Annotated in this window: 15 protein-coding genes; 6 read left to right on the top strand and 9 right to left on the bottom strand. The window is 67.0% G+C overall.

What is annotated here, in order from left to right; genetic code table 11:
- The first annotated feature begins 65 nt into the window (after positions 1-65).
- The 3 genes from ACQPYH_RS32020 to ACQPYH_RS32010 are packed head-to-tail and all read left to right on the top strand — an operon-like array spanning position 66 to position 3,444.
- Positions 66-929: an ABC transporter permease subunit gene (locus ACQPYH_RS32020; protein WP_432878961.1), complete on the top strand. Its 864-nt coding sequence runs from the start codon at positions 66-68 to the stop codon at positions 927-929.
- Between the two features lie 14 nt (positions 930-943).
- On the top strand, positions 944-1,837 hold the full coding sequence (locus tag ACQPYH_RS32015; RefSeq protein WP_432878958.1) for a carbohydrate ABC transporter permease: 894 nt from the start codon (positions 944-946) through the stop codon (positions 1,835-1,837).
- Entirely contained in the window at positions 1,834-3,444 is a 1,611-nt protein-coding gene (locus ACQPYH_RS32010; RefSeq protein WP_432878956.1) for an extracellular solute-binding protein, read from the top strand. The genes ACQPYH_RS32015 and ACQPYH_RS32010 overlap by 4 nt, the downstream gene beginning before the upstream one ends.
- 179 nt (positions 3,445-3,623) lie before the next feature.
- Here the strand turns inward: ACQPYH_RS32010 and ACQPYH_RS32005 are convergent, their stop codons facing one another.
- From ACQPYH_RS32005 to ACQPYH_RS31995, 3 genes are all read right to left on the bottom strand, one after another.
- Positions 3,624-4,850 carry an SGNH/GDSL hydrolase family protein gene (locus tag ACQPYH_RS32005; protein ID WP_432878953.1) on the bottom strand — a complete coding sequence of 409 codons (1,227 nt, stop codon included), beginning with the start codon at positions 4,848-4,850 and terminating at the stop codon, positions 3,624-3,626.
- 141 nt (positions 4,851-4,991) lie between these two features.
- Positions 4,992-5,450: a hypothetical protein gene (locus ACQPYH_RS32000; RefSeq protein WP_432878951.1), complete on the bottom strand. Its 459-nt coding sequence runs from the start codon at positions 5,448-5,450 to the stop codon at positions 4,992-4,994.
- The gene (locus ACQPYH_RS31995) at positions 5,443-8,079 is read right to left on the bottom strand and encodes a tetratricopeptide repeat protein (RefSeq protein ID WP_432878948.1); all 2,637 of its coding nucleotides are present in this window, start codon (positions 8,077-8,079) and stop codon (positions 5,443-5,445) included. Before ACQPYH_RS31995 ends, ACQPYH_RS32000 begins: the two co-directional genes overlap by 8 nt.
- 113 nt (positions 8,080-8,192) lie before the next feature.
- On the opposite strand from ACQPYH_RS31995, the gene ACQPYH_RS31990 reads away from it, so the two are divergent.
- A complete protein-coding gene (locus ACQPYH_RS31990) occupies positions 8,193-10,694 on the top strand; it encodes a DEAD/DEAH box helicase (RefSeq protein ID WP_432878945.1) in 2,502 nt (833 codons plus the stop codon).
- Here the strand turns inward: ACQPYH_RS31990 and fabV are convergent.
- Positions 10,681-11,853 (bottom strand): enoyl-[acyl-carrier-protein] reductase FabV, encoded by a 1,173-nt coding sequence (gene fabV / locus ACQPYH_RS31985; protein WP_432878942.1) that lies wholly within the window; start codon positions 11,851-11,853, stop codon positions 10,681-10,683. The two genes, ACQPYH_RS31990 and fabV, sit on opposite strands and share 14 nt — an antisense overlap.
- Positions 11,854-11,924: 71 nt before the next feature.
- Positions 11,925-13,211 (bottom strand): UDP-N-acetylglucosamine 1-carboxyvinyltransferase, encoded by a 1,287-nt coding sequence (gene murA, locus ACQPYH_RS31980; protein WP_432878939.1) that lies wholly within the window; start codon positions 13,209-13,211, stop codon positions 11,925-11,927.
- A gap of 49 nt (positions 13,212-13,260) precedes the next feature.
- Between murA and ACQPYH_RS31975 the strand changes: the two genes are divergently transcribed.
- A complete protein-coding gene (locus ACQPYH_RS31975) occupies positions 13,261-13,839 on the top strand; it encodes a cob(I)yrinic acid a,c-diamide adenosyltransferase (RefSeq protein WP_432878937.1) in 579 nt (192 codons plus the stop codon).
- Here ACQPYH_RS31975 and sppA read toward each other — a convergent pair.
- The 4 genes from sppA to ACQPYH_RS31955 all read right to left on the bottom strand — a co-directional run bounded on the left by sppA (position 13,836) and on the right by ACQPYH_RS31955 (position 17,718).
- On the bottom strand, positions 13,836-15,488 hold the full coding sequence (gene sppA, locus ACQPYH_RS31970) for a signal peptide peptidase SppA (protein WP_432878934.1): 1,653 nt from the start codon (positions 15,486-15,488) through the stop codon (positions 13,836-13,838). The genes ACQPYH_RS31975 and sppA overlap by 4 nt on opposite strands.
- 30 nt (positions 15,489-15,518) lie before the next feature.
- A complete protein-coding gene (locus ACQPYH_RS31965; RefSeq protein ID WP_432878932.1) occupies positions 15,519-16,640 on the bottom strand; it encodes a CU044_5270 family protein in 1,122 nt (373 codons plus the stop codon).
- Positions 16,637-17,257: an RNA polymerase sigma factor gene (locus ACQPYH_RS31960; RefSeq protein WP_432878929.1), complete on the bottom strand. Its 621-nt coding sequence runs from the start codon at positions 17,255-17,257 to the stop codon at positions 16,637-16,639. Before ACQPYH_RS31960 ends, ACQPYH_RS31965 begins: the two co-directional genes overlap by 4 nt.
- A 128-nt stretch (positions 17,258-17,385) precedes the next feature.
- The gene (locus tag ACQPYH_RS31955; RefSeq protein ID WP_130449444.1) at positions 17,386-17,718 is read right to left on the bottom strand and encodes a hypothetical protein; all 333 of its coding nucleotides are present in this window, start codon (positions 17,716-17,718) and stop codon (positions 17,386-17,388) included.
- Positions 17,719-17,853: 135 nt separating this feature from the next.
- Here ACQPYH_RS31955 and ACQPYH_RS31950 point away from each other — a divergent pair, with 135 nt between their 5' ends.
- Positions 17,854-18,186: an STAS domain-containing protein gene (locus ACQPYH_RS31950; RefSeq protein WP_130448702.1), complete on the top strand. Its 333-nt coding sequence runs from the start codon at positions 17,854-17,856 to the stop codon at positions 18,184-18,186.
- Positions 18,187-18,396: the final 210 nt, after the last annotated feature.

The raw sequence follows: 18,396 nt of genomic DNA, 5'->3' as shown, positions 1-18,396 counted from the left end.
GCCGGTCCAGCGGCAAGCCGCTGTCCTGGTGGGCGCGGGCCCGCCGGGACAAGATTCTGTTGCTGATGGCTCTTCCCGGGCTGGTCCTGCTGCTGGTGTTCCACTACCTGCCGCTGCTCGGGAACCTGATCGCGTTCCAGGAGTACCTGCCGTTCGTCCCGTTCGGACGTAGTGCGTGGGTCGGCCTGGAGAACTTCGCCGTGATCTTCAACGGCGACCAGGAGTTCCTCAACGCCCTCAAGAACACGCTGCTGATCACCCTGGTGCAGGTCATCTTCGTGTTCCCGGCGCCGATCGCGCTGGCGCTGCTGCTGAACAGCCTGCTGTCGGAGCGGATCAAGCGGATCGTGCAGTCGGTGCTGTACCTGCCGCACTTCCTGTCCTGGGTGATCGTGATCGCGATCTTCCAGCAGATCCTCGGCGGCAGCGGCCTGATCAACAACTTCCTGCGCTCGCACGGGATGGGCACGATCGACTTCCTCGGCAACCCGGACGGCTTCATCGCGTTGCTGACCAGCCAGGTGATCTGGAAGGACACCGGGTGGGGAACGATCCTGTTTCTCGCCGCGCTGACCCAGATCGATCCCGGGTTGTACGAGGCCGCCCGGGTCGACGGGGCCTCCAGATGGCGGCAACTGTGGCACGTGACCGTGCCCGGTATCCGCGGACTGATCATCCTGCTGCTGATCCTGCGGCTCGGCGATTCGCTGACCGTGGGCTTCGAGCAGATCATCCTGCAGCAGAACCTGGTCGGCAGACCGGCCTCCGAAGTACTCGACACGTACGTCTACAACAACGGCGTACTGGCCGGCCAATGGGGTGTGTCCGCCGCGGTCGGTTTGGTGAAGGGACTTGTTGCCGTCGTCCTGGTGGTCGGCGCCAACAAGATCGCGCACATCTTCGGTGAGGCGGGGGTGTACCAGAAATGAGTACCCAAATAAATGTGCACAGTCAGAAGGGTATTGACGACGGACCGGCGATGTCGTCGCGGGTGCTCAAGACCGTCGTACTGGTCGTCTGTTGTGCAGTCGTCGTGATCCCGTTCCTCGGGGTGATCTCGACCAGCATCGCCAGCCAGCAACACGTCACGAACTCTGGTGGGTTCGTGCTGTGGCCGGACGCGTTGCACCTGGACGCGTACAAGGCGATCTTCAACGGCGGAGTGGTGCAGCGGGCCCTGCTCGTCAGCGTGGTGATCGCCGTCGGCGGCACGCTGATCAGTCTCGCCGGGTCGACCATGCTGGCGTACTCGCTCAGCCGGAAGGGGTCGTTCGGGCAGCGACCGATCCTGATGATCGTGTTGTTCAGCATCCTGTTCAGCCCGGGCCTGATCCCGAACTACCTGGTGGTGAAGCAGTTCGGGCTGCTCGACTCGCTGTTCGCGCTGATCCTGCCGACGGCGATCAGCGGCTTCAACGTGATCGTGCTCCGGTCGTTCTTCATGGGCATCCCGGACTCGGTGCTGGACTCGGCCCGGATCGACGGCGCCGGCGACTTCCGGATCTTCTGGTCGATCGTGCTGCCGCTGTCCCGGGCGGTGCTCGCGGTGGTCGGCTTGTTCTACGCGGTCGGGTACTGGAACGCATTCTTCAACGCAATGCTCTACATCAGCGACACCGCGAAGTGGCCGTTGCAGCTGGTACTGCGGACGTACGTCATCAACAACACCGAGCTCAGCAGCGGTGATCTCGGTGGCGCGGCGGCCGATCAGTTGCCACCGCAGGAGTCGATCCAGATGGCGATCCTGGTGGTATCGCTCGTCCCGATCCTGATCGTGTACCCGTTCCTGCAGCGACACTTCGCCAAGGGCATGCTGACCGGGGCGGTGAAGGGATGAACGTCAGCAGAAGGACCCTCCTCGGCGGGTCGCTGGCAGCGGCCGCCGTCAGCGTCACCGGGTGCTCCACGGTGACCCGCTCGGACGACATCGCGGCGTTGAACAAGCCGGTCGCGCTGCCGACGTACAAGCGGTTCGACGGGCCGAAGCCCGACCTGCCGCGGAGCCATCCGTTGATGCCGGACTGCTTCTACCGGTTCCCGGCCGATCCGCAGAAAGTGACCAGCGCCGTACCGGGCGACGGGAGCGAAGTGGCGGGATCGACCCTGACGTCGAACCCGATTCCGCCGACCGCCGATCGCAACAAGTACTGGCAGGAACTGAACCGGAGGCTCGGGTCGCCACTCGAGCTGACCATCACGGCGGCGACCGACTACGTCAACAAGTTCGCCACGTCGGTGGCCGGCGACACCTTGGGCGACGTGTTCAACGTGGACGGGTCGTTCGCGTACCTGCCGCAGTTCCTGGAGGCGCGGGCGCAGGACCTGACCGAGTTCCTGTCCGGCGACGCCATCCTCGAGTATCCGTTCCTGGCGAACGCGCCGCAGGCGTCGTGGCGCGGGTGCGTGTTCTCCGGCGGTATCCGCGCCGTACCGATCCAGCGCGGGGTGATGTCGACCAACACCTTGCTGGCCCGGCAGGACCTGCTGGACAAGCTCGGCGTCGAGCTCGGCTCACCGAACGTCGACGAGCTGCAGAAGGTCGCGAAGGCGGTCACCGACGGGAAGAAGAACCGGTGGGGCTTCGCGGTGCCGCCGACCGCGGCCGTGAGCGCGATGCTCGGCCTGCCCAACGGCTGGGAGGTGCGCGACGGGAAGCTGGTCCACAGCCGGGAACTGCCGGAACACAAGGAGATGCTGGCGATCACCCGGCAGATGGTGAAGGACGGCGTGATCCATCCGGACGGCGTCGCGAAGAACAACCAGAAGGTCTGGTTCACCCAGGGGTCGGCGGTGATGACGCAGGACACGTACTCGTCGATCCAGAGCTTCTACCGGCGTGCCACCGACGACAGCTTCAGCATCTCGATCCCGGTACCGCGGACCGACGACGGCAAGGTCGGACGGGTACTGCTCGGCTCGCCGAACAACTCGATCGCCGCGATCCGGCCGGGTTCGCCGGAGCGCACGAAGCTGCTGCTGCGGATCCTGAACTGGATGGCGGCGCCGTTCGGGACGGAGGAGTACCTGTTCCGCAAGTTCGGTCTGCCCGGGCGGCATTACACGCTGAACGGGACCGATCCGGTGCTGACCAAGGAGGGCGGCAGCGAGGTGTGTCTCGGTGAGTTCCCGATCCAGTACCTCGCCGACGGGCCGTACCCGGCGTACTTCCCGGGCCATCCGGAAGCTGTCGACACTGCGTACGGCCACTTCAAGGCGGTGCTGCCGACGGCGATCCTGTCGCCGACGTACGGTCTGTACTCACCCACCCAGTCGACCAAGGGCAAGATCCTCGACACCCGCATGGACGCCATCACCAAGGACATCCAACTCGGTCGAGCCGACCTCAACTCCTGGGACGAAGCCGTAGCCGACTACCGAAAGTCCGGCGCCGACGCCATCCGCCACGACTACGAACAAGCCCTAGCAATCCAAGGCAGAAAGTAGCCCGCCCCCCAGCCGGCCGGCCCCCGCCTGCCGGCCGCCGGCCGGTCCGCGCGGTCGGTCGGCGGTCGGGGGTCGGCGGTTGGCCGGGTCGGACGTCGGCTCGGTGAGAACTGACTCGGCGCAGGCTTGCTCTCTCAACCCCGCGTCCACCGCCCGCTAGGGCGGTGGACGCGGTTCTTTTACTTGCAGCGAAGGGAATCTAGGTTTGGTGCCTCGCCCATCGCCCTGTTGCCCGCATCGTTGGGGTGCAGGCCGTCCCCGCCGTCGTACGCCGCGGCGAGGCGTGACGGATCCGCGGGGTCACGTGTCGCCGCGTCGAAGTCGGCTACCCCGTCGAACTCACGGCTGCTGCGGATGAACGTGTTGACTGCCTGCCGGATCGCCTCCTTCTCCGGTGTGTAGACGAAGGAGCTCCCCATCGGCGTCAGCGTCCCGCCGACGATGCAGCGCCCGGACGCGTGTACCCGCTCGATCAACTGCCGGTACCCCGCGATCAGCTGATCCGTGGTCGCGCCGGCGTAGATGTCGTTGATCCCTTCGAGCACCAGCACGGTGCGTACGCCGGGCTTCGTCAGCACGTCCTTGTCCAGCCGGGCCAGCGCACTCGCCCCGGCGCTCCCCGCCTTCGCCACCCCACCGAGCACCCGGTTCCCCGAGATCCCTTCGTTGGAGATCGCCAACCGCCGCGGCTCCGGCAATTTGGTATACCGATCCGCCAGCACATCCGGCCACCGCCGGTTCGTGTCGATCGTCGTACCGACCGACGAGGTGATCGAGTCGCCGAGCGTCGCCACCGTCTCCACCTGCTGCGGAGCCTCGACGATCGCGGCGTTCACGAAGTACCACGCCGACGACTCGGTCTGGTACGCCGTACTCGTCTCGTCGGCCGCGTGATCGCCGGACGTGGACTTGTAGCTGTGCTGCATCGCCCGGTTGTGCGCTGTGATCACGCCCGTCGTCCCGACCACATGCAGGCTCACGGTCAGACTCGTCACCGCCGGCACGTTCCCCGGCAGCGGATCACTGATCGCCATCGCCCCCGGCGGCACAGTCACCGACGTACTGCCGCCGAACGTCAGCCGGCGGCTCGACCCCGGCACCACGCTCGCACCGGCGTCCTGCCGGCCGACGTACACCGAGTCCGAGACCAGCGGCTGATCACCGTTGCCGTTCGAGATCCGGATCCGCAGGTCTTTCCCGCCGACCGAAGTACGCAGGACGTTCCGCACCGTCACATCGCTCAACGTCCCACCCGCGATGTCGTCGGCCGCGCCCCAGGTCGTCACCGGCCCCGACCCGATCGGGTCTCCATCAGGTGAAGCGGCAGCCACCAGGCCCGCCGCCCCCATCGCCGTCACCAGCAAACTCGCGCCCATCCGGCGCCACGTGGAAGAAGTCATGCTCATCAAGTCACTCCCGAATATCCATACATGCAATCGTTTGCACAGCTTTAGGCGACGAACGGCCCCTTCCCCGAGCCGAACGGTCGAAAGCCCCAGCACCGCCGGCCAGGGATCGCCCCGCTCGAAGACGTCTTCGGGCGGTTTCTACCGGGCAGCGAGAAGCAAGGTGATGATGGTCAAGACCACGCCGTAAGCGGCTATCGCCAGGTGCAGACCGGTCCACAACTTGTGGAGGCGAAGCCGGCTCAGTCTGGGGTAGTTAGTTCGGTGAACCTCTCGGGTTGCCTCTAGGGCTCCCGCGTGATCGCCCAGGGCGCCGAGAGCTACGAGTGCGCGCGTCAGTGATCGTGCCTGAGAGAGGTGGTACTCAGCGCGTTCGTGATACTTGGCGGCTGAGATCGCTCCGTAGATGCCGATGACGATGATGAAGAGCGACAAGGCGACCGTGGACGGTCTGAAGTTCTGTTGTACGACGAAGCCGCTGACTGCGGTTGTGATCAACAGGACGTAGTTGGTCAGAACCGCCCGCTGCGACTCCGACTGCCTGAGCTGCTGGCGGTGTTCCGACCAGTACGCCAGGACCACGTCCGCCGATTCAGCCATCCTCGTCCTCCTTGTCCGCAAGGCCGGCCAAGCTGTTTCGTAACGTGGTCACAGTGGGATGGTCGGGCCCGTAGGTCCGCTCATGAATCTCCAGCGCTCGCTTCATCAGCTCGGTTGCTTCGTGCTGACGACCAAGATCCTGCAGGATGGAAGCCAGCTTGCTCAGGCTGCTTGCCACCTCGGGGTGCTCGGGGCCGTACGTCTCCTGCCGGATCCGAAGCGCTCGTACCATCAACTCGCGTGCTGTCTCGGTCTCGCCGAGGTCCTGCAAGATCTGACTCAGGCTGCTGAGCCCGCTGGCCACGTCCGGGTGGTCGGGACCGTAGGTGAGTTCCTTGATCCGGAGCGCCTGTTCCATCAGCGGCTTCGCTTCAGCGGCTTTGCCGAGGTCGCGGAGGATCAGAGCGAGGTTGTTCCGGTCCGAAGCTACGGTGGCATGCTCGGCACCGAAGTTACCCATATTGATCTGCAGCGATCGCTCCATCAACGGCTTCGCGGCCTCCGCCTCGCCGAGATCGCGCAGTACCCCTGCCAGGCTGCTGAGACGAGTCGCCACCGCATGGTGGTTCGGCTCGTGGATGGCTTCGGTGATGCGTAGGGCGCGCTCCATGAGAGGTTTCGCCGCGTTCGCGTCTCCGAGGTCGCGCAAGATCCGCGCCAGGAGGCCTAGGCGGGTTGCAACGTCGATGTGCTCGGAGTCGTAGGTGGCTTCGGCGATGGTGAGCGCGCGTCGCATCAAAGGTTCCGCTCCTGCCACGTCACCCAGATCACGAAGGATGGTGGCCAGCAGGCTCAGGATCTTCCCGACGTCGGGGTCGGCGGGGCCGCGCGTCTGCTCGACGAGTTGCAGAGCTCGCTCCGCCAGGGGCTGTGCATCCGAGGGCCTGGCGTGGACCTGGAGATAGATCGCCGCGCGGGCCAGCAGCCATGCGGTGTGCATAGTGGCCTGCGCACCGGCCGAGGCCGCGAGGTCCTCCGCGTAGCCGGTCGCCGCCAGAACGTGGGGCAGAAGTTGCTCCCACCGCGGCCAGTTCTCCGGCGCACCGATGATAGTGGTCGGCGTGTCCCTGTGCAGCAACTGGAGGGCGTCCATCCACGGATTCGGCCGCGGCACTCCTTGGTCTACCGCCGAGGGCGTCTGGGGCCTGCTCGTACTGTCTGCGATGATTCCAGCTCGGTGTCGGGAGCGAAGCGTCGCTTGAACAAGACGGTGAATCTGGAGGTTGTTCCCGGTGCGTTTCACCAGCGAGTAGTCCACCAGAACAGCGATGACCTCGCCGAAGGCCAACCGGTCCTGCGCGTCGTCGGAGAGGGGGCCGGGCAGCAAATCGGTATGACCAGTGAACAGATCCAGCGGAATCGCTTCCGGTGCAAGGTAGGCGCAGATATCCATCAGCTGCATGGCCGCGGCGCTTTCGTTCAGGATCCGTTCGAAGCTGAGCGTCCATACCGTCGCGATCGTGGTGCTGGGGTCGAGCAGTGTCAGGTACTCGCCGGCCGGCATCTGGCTACGGACGAGGAAGGCAGCCGCCTGCTCGAGCGCCAGTGGCAGTCGACCGAGCGCTTCCGCGATCTGCGCGGCCAGGCGCTGGTCGAGATTGCTCACGCGCGCCGACAACAGAGCGACTGCGGCATCCATGTCGAGCACATCGACTTCCAGGACCTCGCCCAGCGCGCCGAAGCCGCTGCGTCGGGTAGTCACAATGACGTGCCCCGGTGTGCCGGTGGACAGCGGTATCGTCGGCAGCCACGGTTGCACTGCCTCGACCCGGTCGGCGTTGTCGAAGATCAGCAGCCAGCCTGCGAGGCCCTGGAGTGCTCGGTGGACGAGTGCCCGAAGCTTCTCAGGGTCGGTGTTCGGTTCCAGGCCGAGCTCCTCTGCCAGCCTCGCGAACTGGCCGGGGATCGTGGCTTCCTTCTCGGCATCGATCCACCAGACGAGTTCATACTGTCCGGCCTGGCGATGCGCGAACTCGATCGCCAGTTGCGTCTTCCCGACGCCGCCTAGACCTCGAATCGACTGGACGACGACCCGTGACTCCGCAGCCACCTCGGACGCCAGCCGATCGAGCTCCTCCTGCCGGCCGATGAAGGTCGGAGTGCGCGACGGAACCTTCCACACGGTCGGGAGTGCATCAGGAACCCGACCGGGAGGAATCCGTGCGCGGTCCTGGCTCGGGAACCCTGGCTTACTCGCTGGTTTGGCCCGGCCGGAGATGGCCTTGCCGACTGCGTCGAGCAAGCGTCTTTGGGCCTTGACTTCGTTGAGTCCGAAGAGGTCGGTGCTGACCACGCCGTTCAATAATCCAGGTCTATCGCAGTCGGCGACCCGGACCGGCACCAGCTTTCGTACCGTCCCCTGTGCGTCCTGCCCCCAAGCGGCAAGCCACTCCGCTTCGCCGAATTCGGAATGTAAGTAGGCATCCGAGAGCACGGCGATGATCCGGTCCGCACGTGACGCGCCTTGCTGCATATAGGCGAGCCAATTGCTGCCAGGGACGAAATCCCATGCCTGGATAAGTACCTGATGTCCGGCATCCTCCAGGGTCCAAGCGATCCACTCGGCCCAGTCGCGGTCGGATTGTGTGTAAGAGACGAAGAAATCAAATTCGCGACCCGCGGCCTGCATGCACGAAAGATCTCACGGCGAGCGCGAGTGGTCTACAACTTAGATGCCCGTGACTCAGCCACTGAGACGGGTCGCGCGGGTGCCGTCGATATCGTCAGGGACAATGGGTAGCGATGACGCTGACTGAGCAACTGCCGGGGACGACCGAGCCTGACGACCTGTACGACGTGTTCGCGCGTTGGGTGGGGGAGCAGGGGATCTCGTTGTACCCGGCTCAGGAAGAGGCGTTGATCGAGGTGATGACCGGGTCGAACGTGATCCTGTCGACGCCGACCGGCTCCGGGAAGAGCCTGGTGGCCACCGGCGCGCACTTCGCGGCGCTCGCACACGGGCAGCGGACGTTCTACACGGCCCCGATCAAGGCGCTGGTGTCGGAGAAGTTCTTCGCGTTGTGCGACGTGTTCGGCGCGGACAAGGTCGGCATGCTGACCGGCGACGCGTCCGTCAACGCCGGCGCCCCGATCATCTGCTGCACGGCGGAAGTCCTCGCCAACATCGCCCTGCGCGAAGGATCGGACGCGGACGTCGGCCAGGTGGTGATGGACGAGTTCCACTTCTACTCCGAGCCGGATCGCGGCTGGGCCTGGCAGGTCCCGCTGCTCGAGCTCCCGAAGGCGCAGTTCATCCTGATGTCCGCGACCCTCGGCGACGTCGAGCGGTTCAAGATCGACCTGTCCCGCCGTACCGGCCGCCCGACCTCGATCGTCGCGTCCGGCGAACGCCCGGTGCCGCTGATCTACAAGTACGTCACGACCCCGCTGCACGAGACGCTCGTCGAGCTCCTCGTGACGCATCAGGCTCCCGTGTACGTCGTCCACTTCACGCAGGCCGCCGCCCTGGAACGCGCCCAGGCGCTGACCAGCATCAACGTCTGCACGAAGGAAGAGAAAGACAAGATCAAGGAGCTGATCGGGCACTTCCGGTTCGGCTCGGGCTTCGGCCGGACCCTGCAGCGGCTGATCATGCACGGGATCGGAGTCCACCACGCCGGCATGCTTCCGAAGTACCGCAGGCTGGTCGAGCAGCTCGCGCAGGCCGGGTTGCTGAAGGTCATCTGTGGCACCGACACCCTCGGCGTCGGGATCAACGTGCCGATCCGGACCGTCCTGCTGACGGCGCTGAGCAAGTACGACGGACGCCGCCAGCGGATCCTCAAGGCCCGCGAGTTCCACCAGATCGCAGGCCGGGCGGGCCGGGCCGGGTACGACACGTCCGGCACGGTCGTCGTCCAGGCGCCGGACCACGTGGTCGAGAACGTCCGGCTGCTCGCGAAGGCCGGCGACGACCCGAAGAAGCAGCGCCGGGTGCAGCGCAAGAAGCCGCCGGAGGGTTTCGTCACCTGGGGCGAGGACACGTTCGACCGGCTCGTCGCCGCCGATCCGGAGCCGCTGCAGTCGCGGATGCGGGTCAGCCACGCGATGCTGCTGAACGTGATCGCCCGCGACGGCGACGCGTTCGCGAGTATGCGGCACCTGCTGCAGGACAACCACGAGGACTCCCGGGCGCAGATCCGGCTGATTCGCCGCGCGATCCAGATCTACCGCACCCTGCTCACTGCGGGGGTCGTCGAGCGCCTGGACGAGCCCGACGAATTCGGCCGCTCCCTGCGGCTGACGGTCGACCTGCAGAAGGACTTCTCGCTGAACCAGCCGCTGTCCACCTTCGCGCTGGCCGCGCTGGATCTGCTCGACCCCGAGGACCCGTTGTACGCGCTCGACGTGGTGTCGGTGGTCGAGGCGACGCTGGAGGATCCACGCGCGATCCTGATGGCGCAACTGCATCACGCCAAGGGCGAGGCCGTGAACTCGATGAAGGCCGACGGCATCGAGTACGAGGAACGGATGGAGCTGCTCGAGGACATCAGCTGGCCGAAGCCGCTCGAAGAGTTGCTCGAGGCAACTTTGGAGATGTACCGGCAGACCCACCCGTGGATCGCCGAGGCCGGCCTGTCGCCGAAGTCGGTCGTCCGGGACATGTTCGAGCGGGCGATGACGTTCGGCGAATACATCCAGTACTACGGTCTCGCGCGCTCCGAGGGCATCGTCCTGAGGTATCTGAGCGACGCGTACAAGGCGCTCCGGCAGACCGTCCCGCCAGACAAGGTGAACGAGGACCTGACCGACCTGATCGAATGGCTCGGCGAGGTCGTGCGTCAGACCGACTCCAGCCTGCTCGACGAGTGGGAGGAGCTGACCAACCCCACCGACGAGCCGGAGGCCGAGGTCACGCCGATCGGCCCGCGCCGGATCACCTTGAACACAAGGGCTTTCCGCGTCCTCGTCCGCAATGCGATGTTCCGCCGCGTCGAGCTCCTGGCCCTGCACCGCTGGGCCGAGCTAGGCCAACTCGACGCCGCCGCCGGCTGGGACGCCGCCCGCTGGGCCGAAGCCGGCACCGCGTACTACGCCGAACACGACGTGCTCAACACCGGCCCGGCGTCCCGCGGCCCCGCCCTGTTCATGGTCGAGGAGCACCCCGGCTACTGGGAAGTCCAGCAAATCATCGACGACCCCGAAGGCAACCACGACTGGCGAATCAGCGCCTCAGTAGACCTGGCCGCCTCCGACGAAGCCGGAGACCTCGTGCTGGAACTCGCGTCGTTCAAGCCTTTGTAGGCCACTCCACGTCGACCTCGGTTTCGGCTTCGTAGTTGACACCTGGGACGTCGAAGCCGTAGAGGCGGCGTACTTCGGCGAGGAACCACTTGGTGTCGGCTACCTCGGCGATGTTGGTTGTGGTCGCGGACTCCCATTGGGTGCGGATCGCGGACTGAACGTCGTCGGCGAGTTCCCAGCGGTCGAGGCGGATGCGGCCTTCGTCGTCGAGGTCGAGCGGGGCCTCGCCGGTGAGCTGGTCCCAGAGTGAGATCGACTGCTGGACGGGAGTCTGCAGGCCGTGCACCTTGTGCAGGATGCTGACGTAGAGGCCGATGCCCGGGATCGCGGACGATGCCTGCGTGACGGCCGCGCCGTTCACCGACGTCATCGCGGTCACGCCGTCCTTCGCGAGGTTCAGCGCGGTCTGCTCGAGGTCGGCCTTCGCGGCGCCGATCGAGCCCTGGCGGTAGATCGGCCCGGTCAGCTCGGAGCCGATGTAGGTGAGCGCAACGGTGTTGAACCCGGACTTCAGCAGGTCGCGCTCCTGGAGCGCGGTGATCCATCGGGCCCAGTCCTCGCCGCCCATCACCTTCACGGTCTGGGCGAGCTCGTCGTCGGTCGCGACGTCGATCCCGACCTCCTGCAACACCGGCTCGCCGTCCTCGTACGCCAGGCTCTTGGTCGAGTACGGCGCACCGATCGTCTTGAGCGCGGACTGGTAGGTCTCCCCGTTGCGCGGGTCGACCCGCCGCGGAGCGGCCACGCTGTAGATCAGATGATCGATTCCGCCCAGCTCGGCGGCGACCCGATCCAGTACGTCGTTCTTCGTGTCGTCCGAAAACGCATCCGCATTCACGAAGCTCCACGACCGCCCGAGCTCCTCGGCCAGCGCCGCGGTCTCCGCAGTGCGGTACCAGCCCGCGGTCGCCGTACGTCGAGCAGTCGGCGCCTTCTCGAACGACACCCCGATCCCGTCGACGCCGTACCGCGCGAGACCGGCGATCGTCGTCGCCAGCCCGTACCCGGAGCTGGAGCCGATCACGAGCGCCGTCCGGCGCCCCGGCGTCCGTTGCTCCACGGCCGCAGCCATGTCGCGGACGATCCGGGCGCATCCGGCCGGATGCGAGTCCAGGAAGAGGAAACCACGGCCCACGGGCTTGATCACACGCTCACTCATGCCGACGACCCTAACCCGCGGGATCGACCCAACAGGCGAAAGTTCCGGAAGAGTGCCGGAAGAGTGCTGGTTCAGTTCCAGTACAGTTCCGCGTCGTCTGGCTCGACCACGACGTCGGCGCCAAGGCGGCGGAGGTTGCCGGCGAAGTCGGTGTAGCCGCGGTGTACGTGATGCGCGGCGGACACCAGCGTCTCGCCCTCGGCCGCAAGACCGGCGAGCACCAGTGCAGCGCCCGCACGGATGTCGGACGCGACGACAGGCGCACCAGACAGCCGCGGTACGCCGCGAACCACCGCGTGATGCCCATCCGTCTGGATCTGCGCGCCGAGCCGGGTCAGCTCCTGCGCGAACGTGAACCGACCCTCGAACAGGTTCTCGGTCACCATCGCAGCGCCGTCACTGACCGCGTTCAGCGCGATCACGAACGCCTGCAGGTCCGTCGCGAACCCGGGGTACGGCAGCGTCACCACGTCCACAGGCTTCGGCCGGTCGTGCATCCGGACCCGGAAGCCCGGGTTCAGCACGGTGATCTCTGCGCCGGCCCGGTGCAGCTTGTCGAGCGGCAGCTCCAGGTGCTCCGCATGACCGTTCGCGATCGTGATGTCACCCTTGGTGATAGCGGCCGCGAACGCCCAGCTCCCGGACACGATCCGGTCCGGTACGACGGTGTGGTCGACCGGGTTGAGCAGCCCGTCCACCCCGGTGATCTCGATCCGCGGCGAGCCGGCGCCGTCGATCTGGGCGCCCATCTCGACGAGCATCTTGGCGATGTCCTGGATCTCCGGCTCGCGGGCGGCGTTCTCGATGATCGTCGTACCCTTCGCGAGCACCGCCGCCATCATGATCGTCTCGGTCGCGCCGACGCTCGGGAAATCCAGCCACACCTCGGCGCCGTGCAGCCCCTGCGGCGCCTCGGCGATGACGAAACCGTGCTCGATATGCACCTTCGCGCCCATCGACTCCAGGCCGGCGACGTGCATGTTCAGCCCGCGGGAGCCGATGTTGTCGCCGCCCGGCAGTGCGACTTCCGCCTGACCGCAGCGGGCCAGGAGCGGGCCGAGCACCGAGATCGACGCGCGCAGCTTGCGCACCAGGTCGTAGTCGCACTGGTGCTTGACCGTCGCCGGTACGGCGATCGTCGCGAGCTGCCCGTCCGGATCGACCTTCACCGAGCACCCGAGGGTGTCCAGCAGTTGGGCCATGAACGTGACGTCCAGGATCCCCGGCACCTGCCGCAGCGTCGTCGTACCCTCCGCCAGCAGCGCAGCCGCCATCAGCTTGAGCACGCTGTTCTTCGCCCCGGCTACCTCGACAGCGCCGTCGAGCCGTGCCTCACCTGCGATCCGAAACCGTTCCACCGGTCGACTGTAGCGTTTGACCGGATCCGGCTTTGCGTAGAGTCCTGGCATGGCTGTGAACTTGACGCGGATCTACACGCGCACCGGTGACGCCGGCGAGACCCGCCTGGGCGACAATTCCTCGATCTCGAAGACGGATCCGCGGCTGGCGGCGTACGGCGAGGTGGACGAAGCGAACTCCGCGATCGGTGTAGCCATCGCGGCAGGGCACATGAACAGCGCGATCGTGGTGCTGCTCACCCGGATCCAGAACGACCTGTTCGACGTCGGGGCCGACCTGTGCACCCCGATCGCGCCCGATCCGGAGTACCCGCCGCTGCGCATCACGCAGGACTACATCGACCGGCTGGAAGGCTGGTGTGACGACTACAACAGTCGTTTGACCAAGCTCCGCTCGTTCATCCTGCCCGGTGGGACCGAGGGTGCCGCCTACCTGAATGTCGCGCGTGCGGTCGTACGCCGGGCCGAGCGGGCCGGCTGGGCCGCTGTCGAGGCGCACGGCCCGTCGGTCAACCTGCTGGCGATCACGTACCTGAACCGCCTGTCCGACCTGCTCTTCATCCTGGGCCGCGTCGCCAACCTGTCCTCCGGCGGCGACGTCCTCTGGGTCCCAGGCGGTGAGCGCTAGCTGATCTCCCAGTTGAAGGGCATCCGGAGTACGCCGGCCGGCGGGAGACCCAGGGCGCTGTAGAGGCCGCTGGTCAGGCCGTCGAGCGTCAACGGCGCCGCGCTGACCGCTAGATCATCGGTCGTGACAGGCGCACGCAGTTGGCTGAGCAGATTGCGGTGTGGGACTGCCGTGACGCCGATCTCGTCGCGGTCCAGACCAGCGCGGTTGCAGGCGAGCGTCAGTGCGTGCTGGAACCCGCCCAGCTCGTCAACGAGCTTGTGACCGTGCGCGTCTGCGCCGGTCCAGACACGTCCGCGCGCAAGCGACTCCAGCCGCTCTTCGGGCAGTCCGCGATCCTGAGCGGCCTTGGCGACGAAGTCCTTGTAGATGCGGTCGAGTGTCTCCTCCAGCCGCGCCCACTGGTCGTCGGTGAACTCCTCCTGCGCCGAGTACATCTGCGCGTTCGCACCCTCGGACACAGCGTCCCGTGAGATCCCGATCCGGCCGAGTGCGTCGCGTACGACGCCCTTCCCGGTCAGTACGCCGATCGACCCGGTGATCGTGCCGGGCTGCGCAACGATCACGTCGGCCGGCATCGCCACGAAGTACCCGCCTGATGCGGCCACGCTGCCCATCGACGCGATGACAGGTCGTCCAGTCGAGCGGAGCCGCAGTACCTCGTTGCGGATCGCGTCGGACGCGACGTACGAGCCGCCCGGGCTGTCCACTCGCAGTACGACGGCTTTCACATGCTCGTTGTCCGCTACAGCACGGAGTGCGGCGCCGACGGTGTCGGAGCCGGACCCTGGACCGCCCATCGGGCTGTTGGAGTTGCGGCCGACCGAGATGCCACCTATCACGCGGACTACGGCCACTAGTGGCTTCTGCGGCCAGGGGACTGTTTTGCGCAGGTCCTCGAGACTGCGCGGACCACGCCGGATGTAGCGCTCAGCCAGCAGCCGGTCGTCGTACTGGAGCTGCTTCTCGAGCTCGTCGTACACGTCGGACCGGTAGCCGAGTCGATCGACCAGTCCGGCGTCCAGGCCGTCCTGTGCGGGCAGCGGCGCGGTGTCGACGAGCTCCCGGACCCGCGTGGTGTCCAGACGCCGCCGTACGGCGATGCCCTCGACGATCTGCTCGTACGCCGACTCCGCGAGCCGCGACGCCATCTCGCGTCCCGGCTCGGTCATCTCCTTCTCGGTGAACGTGTCCGCCGCCGTCTTGTACTCACGCCGCTTGCCGAACTGCGGGATCACACCCGCCTTGTCCAGCGCACCTCGGATGAACACGGCCTGCACCGTCACACCGGTGATCGCCAGGTCACCGGACGGCTGCAGCCAGATCTCGTCGAACGCGGTCGCCAGGTAGTAGGGCACCGTTCCCTGACCGGACTCCCCGAACGACTCGGTCCAGGCGACCGCAGGCTTCCCCGACGTACGGAAGTCGGCCACCGCCTCCCGCAGCTCCTGCACCTGCGCCAGCGACAGCCGGGAACCGCCCAGGTGGGCAACGACGCCGACGACCGAGTCGTCCCGCGCACCCTTCCTCAAGGCAGACACCAGCTCGCGCAGCGTCGGCAGATGACGGGCCCGAAAGGCCGCCAGCGGAGAGGCAGGCGGCGTCTCGAGAACACCACGGGTCAGATCCAGTTCCAGGAGAGTCCCCATGTACCGACCTTAGATCCTCCGCCCAACCGGTCAACGGACGGCGGCGGAGGGAGGAGTCGGCCTGTCGTCGGTCCAGCCGGACTCCAGGACGACGGTCGAGCCGGGCTTCGGCCCGCCGATCGTGGAGCTCAGGAGCCGACCGGTGGTTGGGTCGATGATGTACGTCGCTCCGCTCCAGAACAGGCTGGTCCGGTTGCTGCTGGGCTTGCTCAGGGCAGCGGTGATGCTGACCTCGGTGCCCACGCGGCCGAGTGGATCCTTGACGCCGGTGCGGACCCATGTGCCCGGCAGTCCGGCAAGCACCCGGAGTGCTGCGCCACGGAGCTTCGGGGGAGCAGGCATCTCGAACAGGAGCCTGCCGGCCGCGGCGAAAACGGCGTATTCGCGGTCGGTTGCCGGCTCGTACCGGCCGGCGGTGTTGGCGAGGTACTGGTAGAGCTGGACCGGGCTGGTGGGCAGGGACGCGATCTGCTCGGCGCTGAGCGGCTTGTCGCCGGTCAGGTAGTACCCGGGCGGGACGTCGCGGAACGACATCTTGTTCACCACAGGTACGCCGTCCGACGTGCTGATCGGAGTGCGCTCGTACGGCAGTTGCCAGGACGTCGGCGACCCCTGCGCGCGCCACTTCGCCACATCGGCCGGGCTGACGAGCTGATAGCCGAGGTTCACCCAGCCGAACCAGGACTCCACACCCGGCTTCATCGGCATCCAGCTCTCGGTGATCGACCGCCGCTCCAGCGTGTACTTCGGGTTGCCGACCCGCGTCGTCGGGTTCAGCTGCAGACTGCGCACCCGGTAGTACTTCCCGGACACCTTCTCGTCCTTCTCCTGGCGGACTGCTGCTGCGATCAGCACCTCCGCAGCTGCGGTCAGCCGAGGCGCAGTAGTAGTCGTCGGGCCACTCGGCAGTGAGCCACTACCGTTGCCTCGCCTCACCACCAGCGCGCCACCTAGCCCGACTACCGCCACCAGGGCAGTGGCCGCAGTAACAGCAGTCCCGAGCCACCCCGCCCGGACAAAGCTCGTGAAGGACCTGGCCGGCTTGGCCTGGTGGATCAGCTCCTCCACCTGGCGCCTGGCCGCCTCGGTCGCCTCCGGTGTGGGGCCGTCAGCCTCCGGGAACGCCTTCCGCAGTACGTCGAACTCGTTCATGCCGGATCCTCCGCGGGGTTGGTCACGGCCGCCCGTACTACCCGGCGCGCACGCGACAGCCGCGAGCACACCGTCCCGTACGCGATCCCGAGCGCCGCCGCCACCTCGTCGTACGTCAACTGTCCGAGCGCCACGAGCAGCAGGACCTCCCGGTCCTTCGCGTTCAGCTTTGCCAACGCGGCCGCCAGCTCAGGCGAGGCTCCCTCGGCAGTCACCTGTGCCGCGACCCGGTCCTCATGTGTCGCGGCCGGGACCGGCAGAGGAAGCTTCGCCGCTGCACGCCACGCCCGTACCTCGTCGCGACGGTGCCGGCGGATCAGATTGGTCGCGATGCCGTACAGCCACGCCCGCACCACCCCGCTGCGCCGGTCGAACCGCGCACGCTGCCGGAACGCGATCAAGAACGTCTCCGCGGCCAGATCGTCAGCGACATCGCTCCCGAGCCGCCGGGCGACGTACGAGTGCACCTGGCCGAAGTACCGGTCGAAGATCGCCGCGAACCGCTCCGGGTCCTGGACCGACGCCTCGAGCTCCCACCCGTCGTCGTCCGCGGGTACGGCGTCACGGCGTACCCGGCCGGGCAGCGTGACAGCCGCGAGGGCCACCTCGGGCGTCATGGTCCTCCTCGTGGGCTCACTCTGTTCTTGTCCGATGTCCCCAGACCCCTTCTCGCGACCCCCGCCGTCGCTAGAGGACGCACGAGAGCGCTCTCCGGATGACAGCCGGAGGAGATCAGGGGACTGGATCAGGAGTGGTCGAGCAGCCCGCGGGCGGCGGCCTCGTCGCGCGGCCAGACGTAGATGGTCCAGCCGTCCTTGGTGTGGGCCGCGGTCGCCTTGATGCCGAAGTCCTTGAGCCGCGACACGAGCACGCGGGCCTCGTTGTAGTTCGGCACCGTCCGGATGTCGGTGAGCAGGCCGAACGCGTCCCGCTCGGCCGGGCGGTGGTCGACGCGCCGGACCAGCGAGCCGCCCTTGGCCTTGGAGAAGGCCCAGCGGCACAGCAGCACCATCACGCCGGCCAGGGCGATGGCCACCACCGGGAACAGGAAGTAATGCTCGGCGAACACGGACACCATTGTCTCGCGAAACAAAAGATCCCGAGGTCTTGGCAACCTTCCGTGTCTCCGGGGAGTCTTTACCATCAAGACCTGGCACGACGCTGCCACGCGGCCGATCACTCGGGGGCCGCCGTAAGAGCGGAGGGCACGGACATGCTCGCACCGACCCACAGAACACCAGCTGAGCCTGACAACGTCATACACCTGACCGGCATCCTCGATGTCCGGTCCGTCGGCGACGTCCGCCAAACTCTCAACCACCTCATCGACACCTCCGACGGTGACGTGATCGTCGACCTCGAGGAGGTCGACGCAGTCGACGCCACCGGCCTCGGCCTCCTGGTCGCCACCCACCGCCGCACCCAGTCCCTGGGCCGCCAACTGGTCCTCTGGCACCCCCTACCCTCGGTCATCCGCATCCTCGCGGTAACCCGCCTCCACCGAGTCCTCAAGGTCGAGCGAACCCCGCTGCCGCTGAGCGCCTAGGTCGTGTCTGGTGGTCCCGCGCCTACTGCGCGGCACTCGGCACGGCACCTCGCCGCACTGGAGGAAAGGCCACGATGAAACCACATCGAGGCCTCCCCTCCAGCACGCCGAGCTACCGCACCGAGCACCTGCTCGCTACGGCGCGGGACCACCAGACACGACCCGTGTGATCCACGCCCCTCGTGACACCAGTCACGAGGGGCAGACTCA

The sequence above is a fragment of the Kribbella sp. CA-245084 genome (assembly GCF_050942355.1).
Taxonomy (GTDB): domain Bacteria; phylum Actinomycetota; class Actinomycetes; order Propionibacteriales; family Kribbellaceae; genus Kribbella.
Note: the sequence above shows the minus strand (reverse complement) of the source record. Positions and strands in the feature narration are given on the sequence as shown.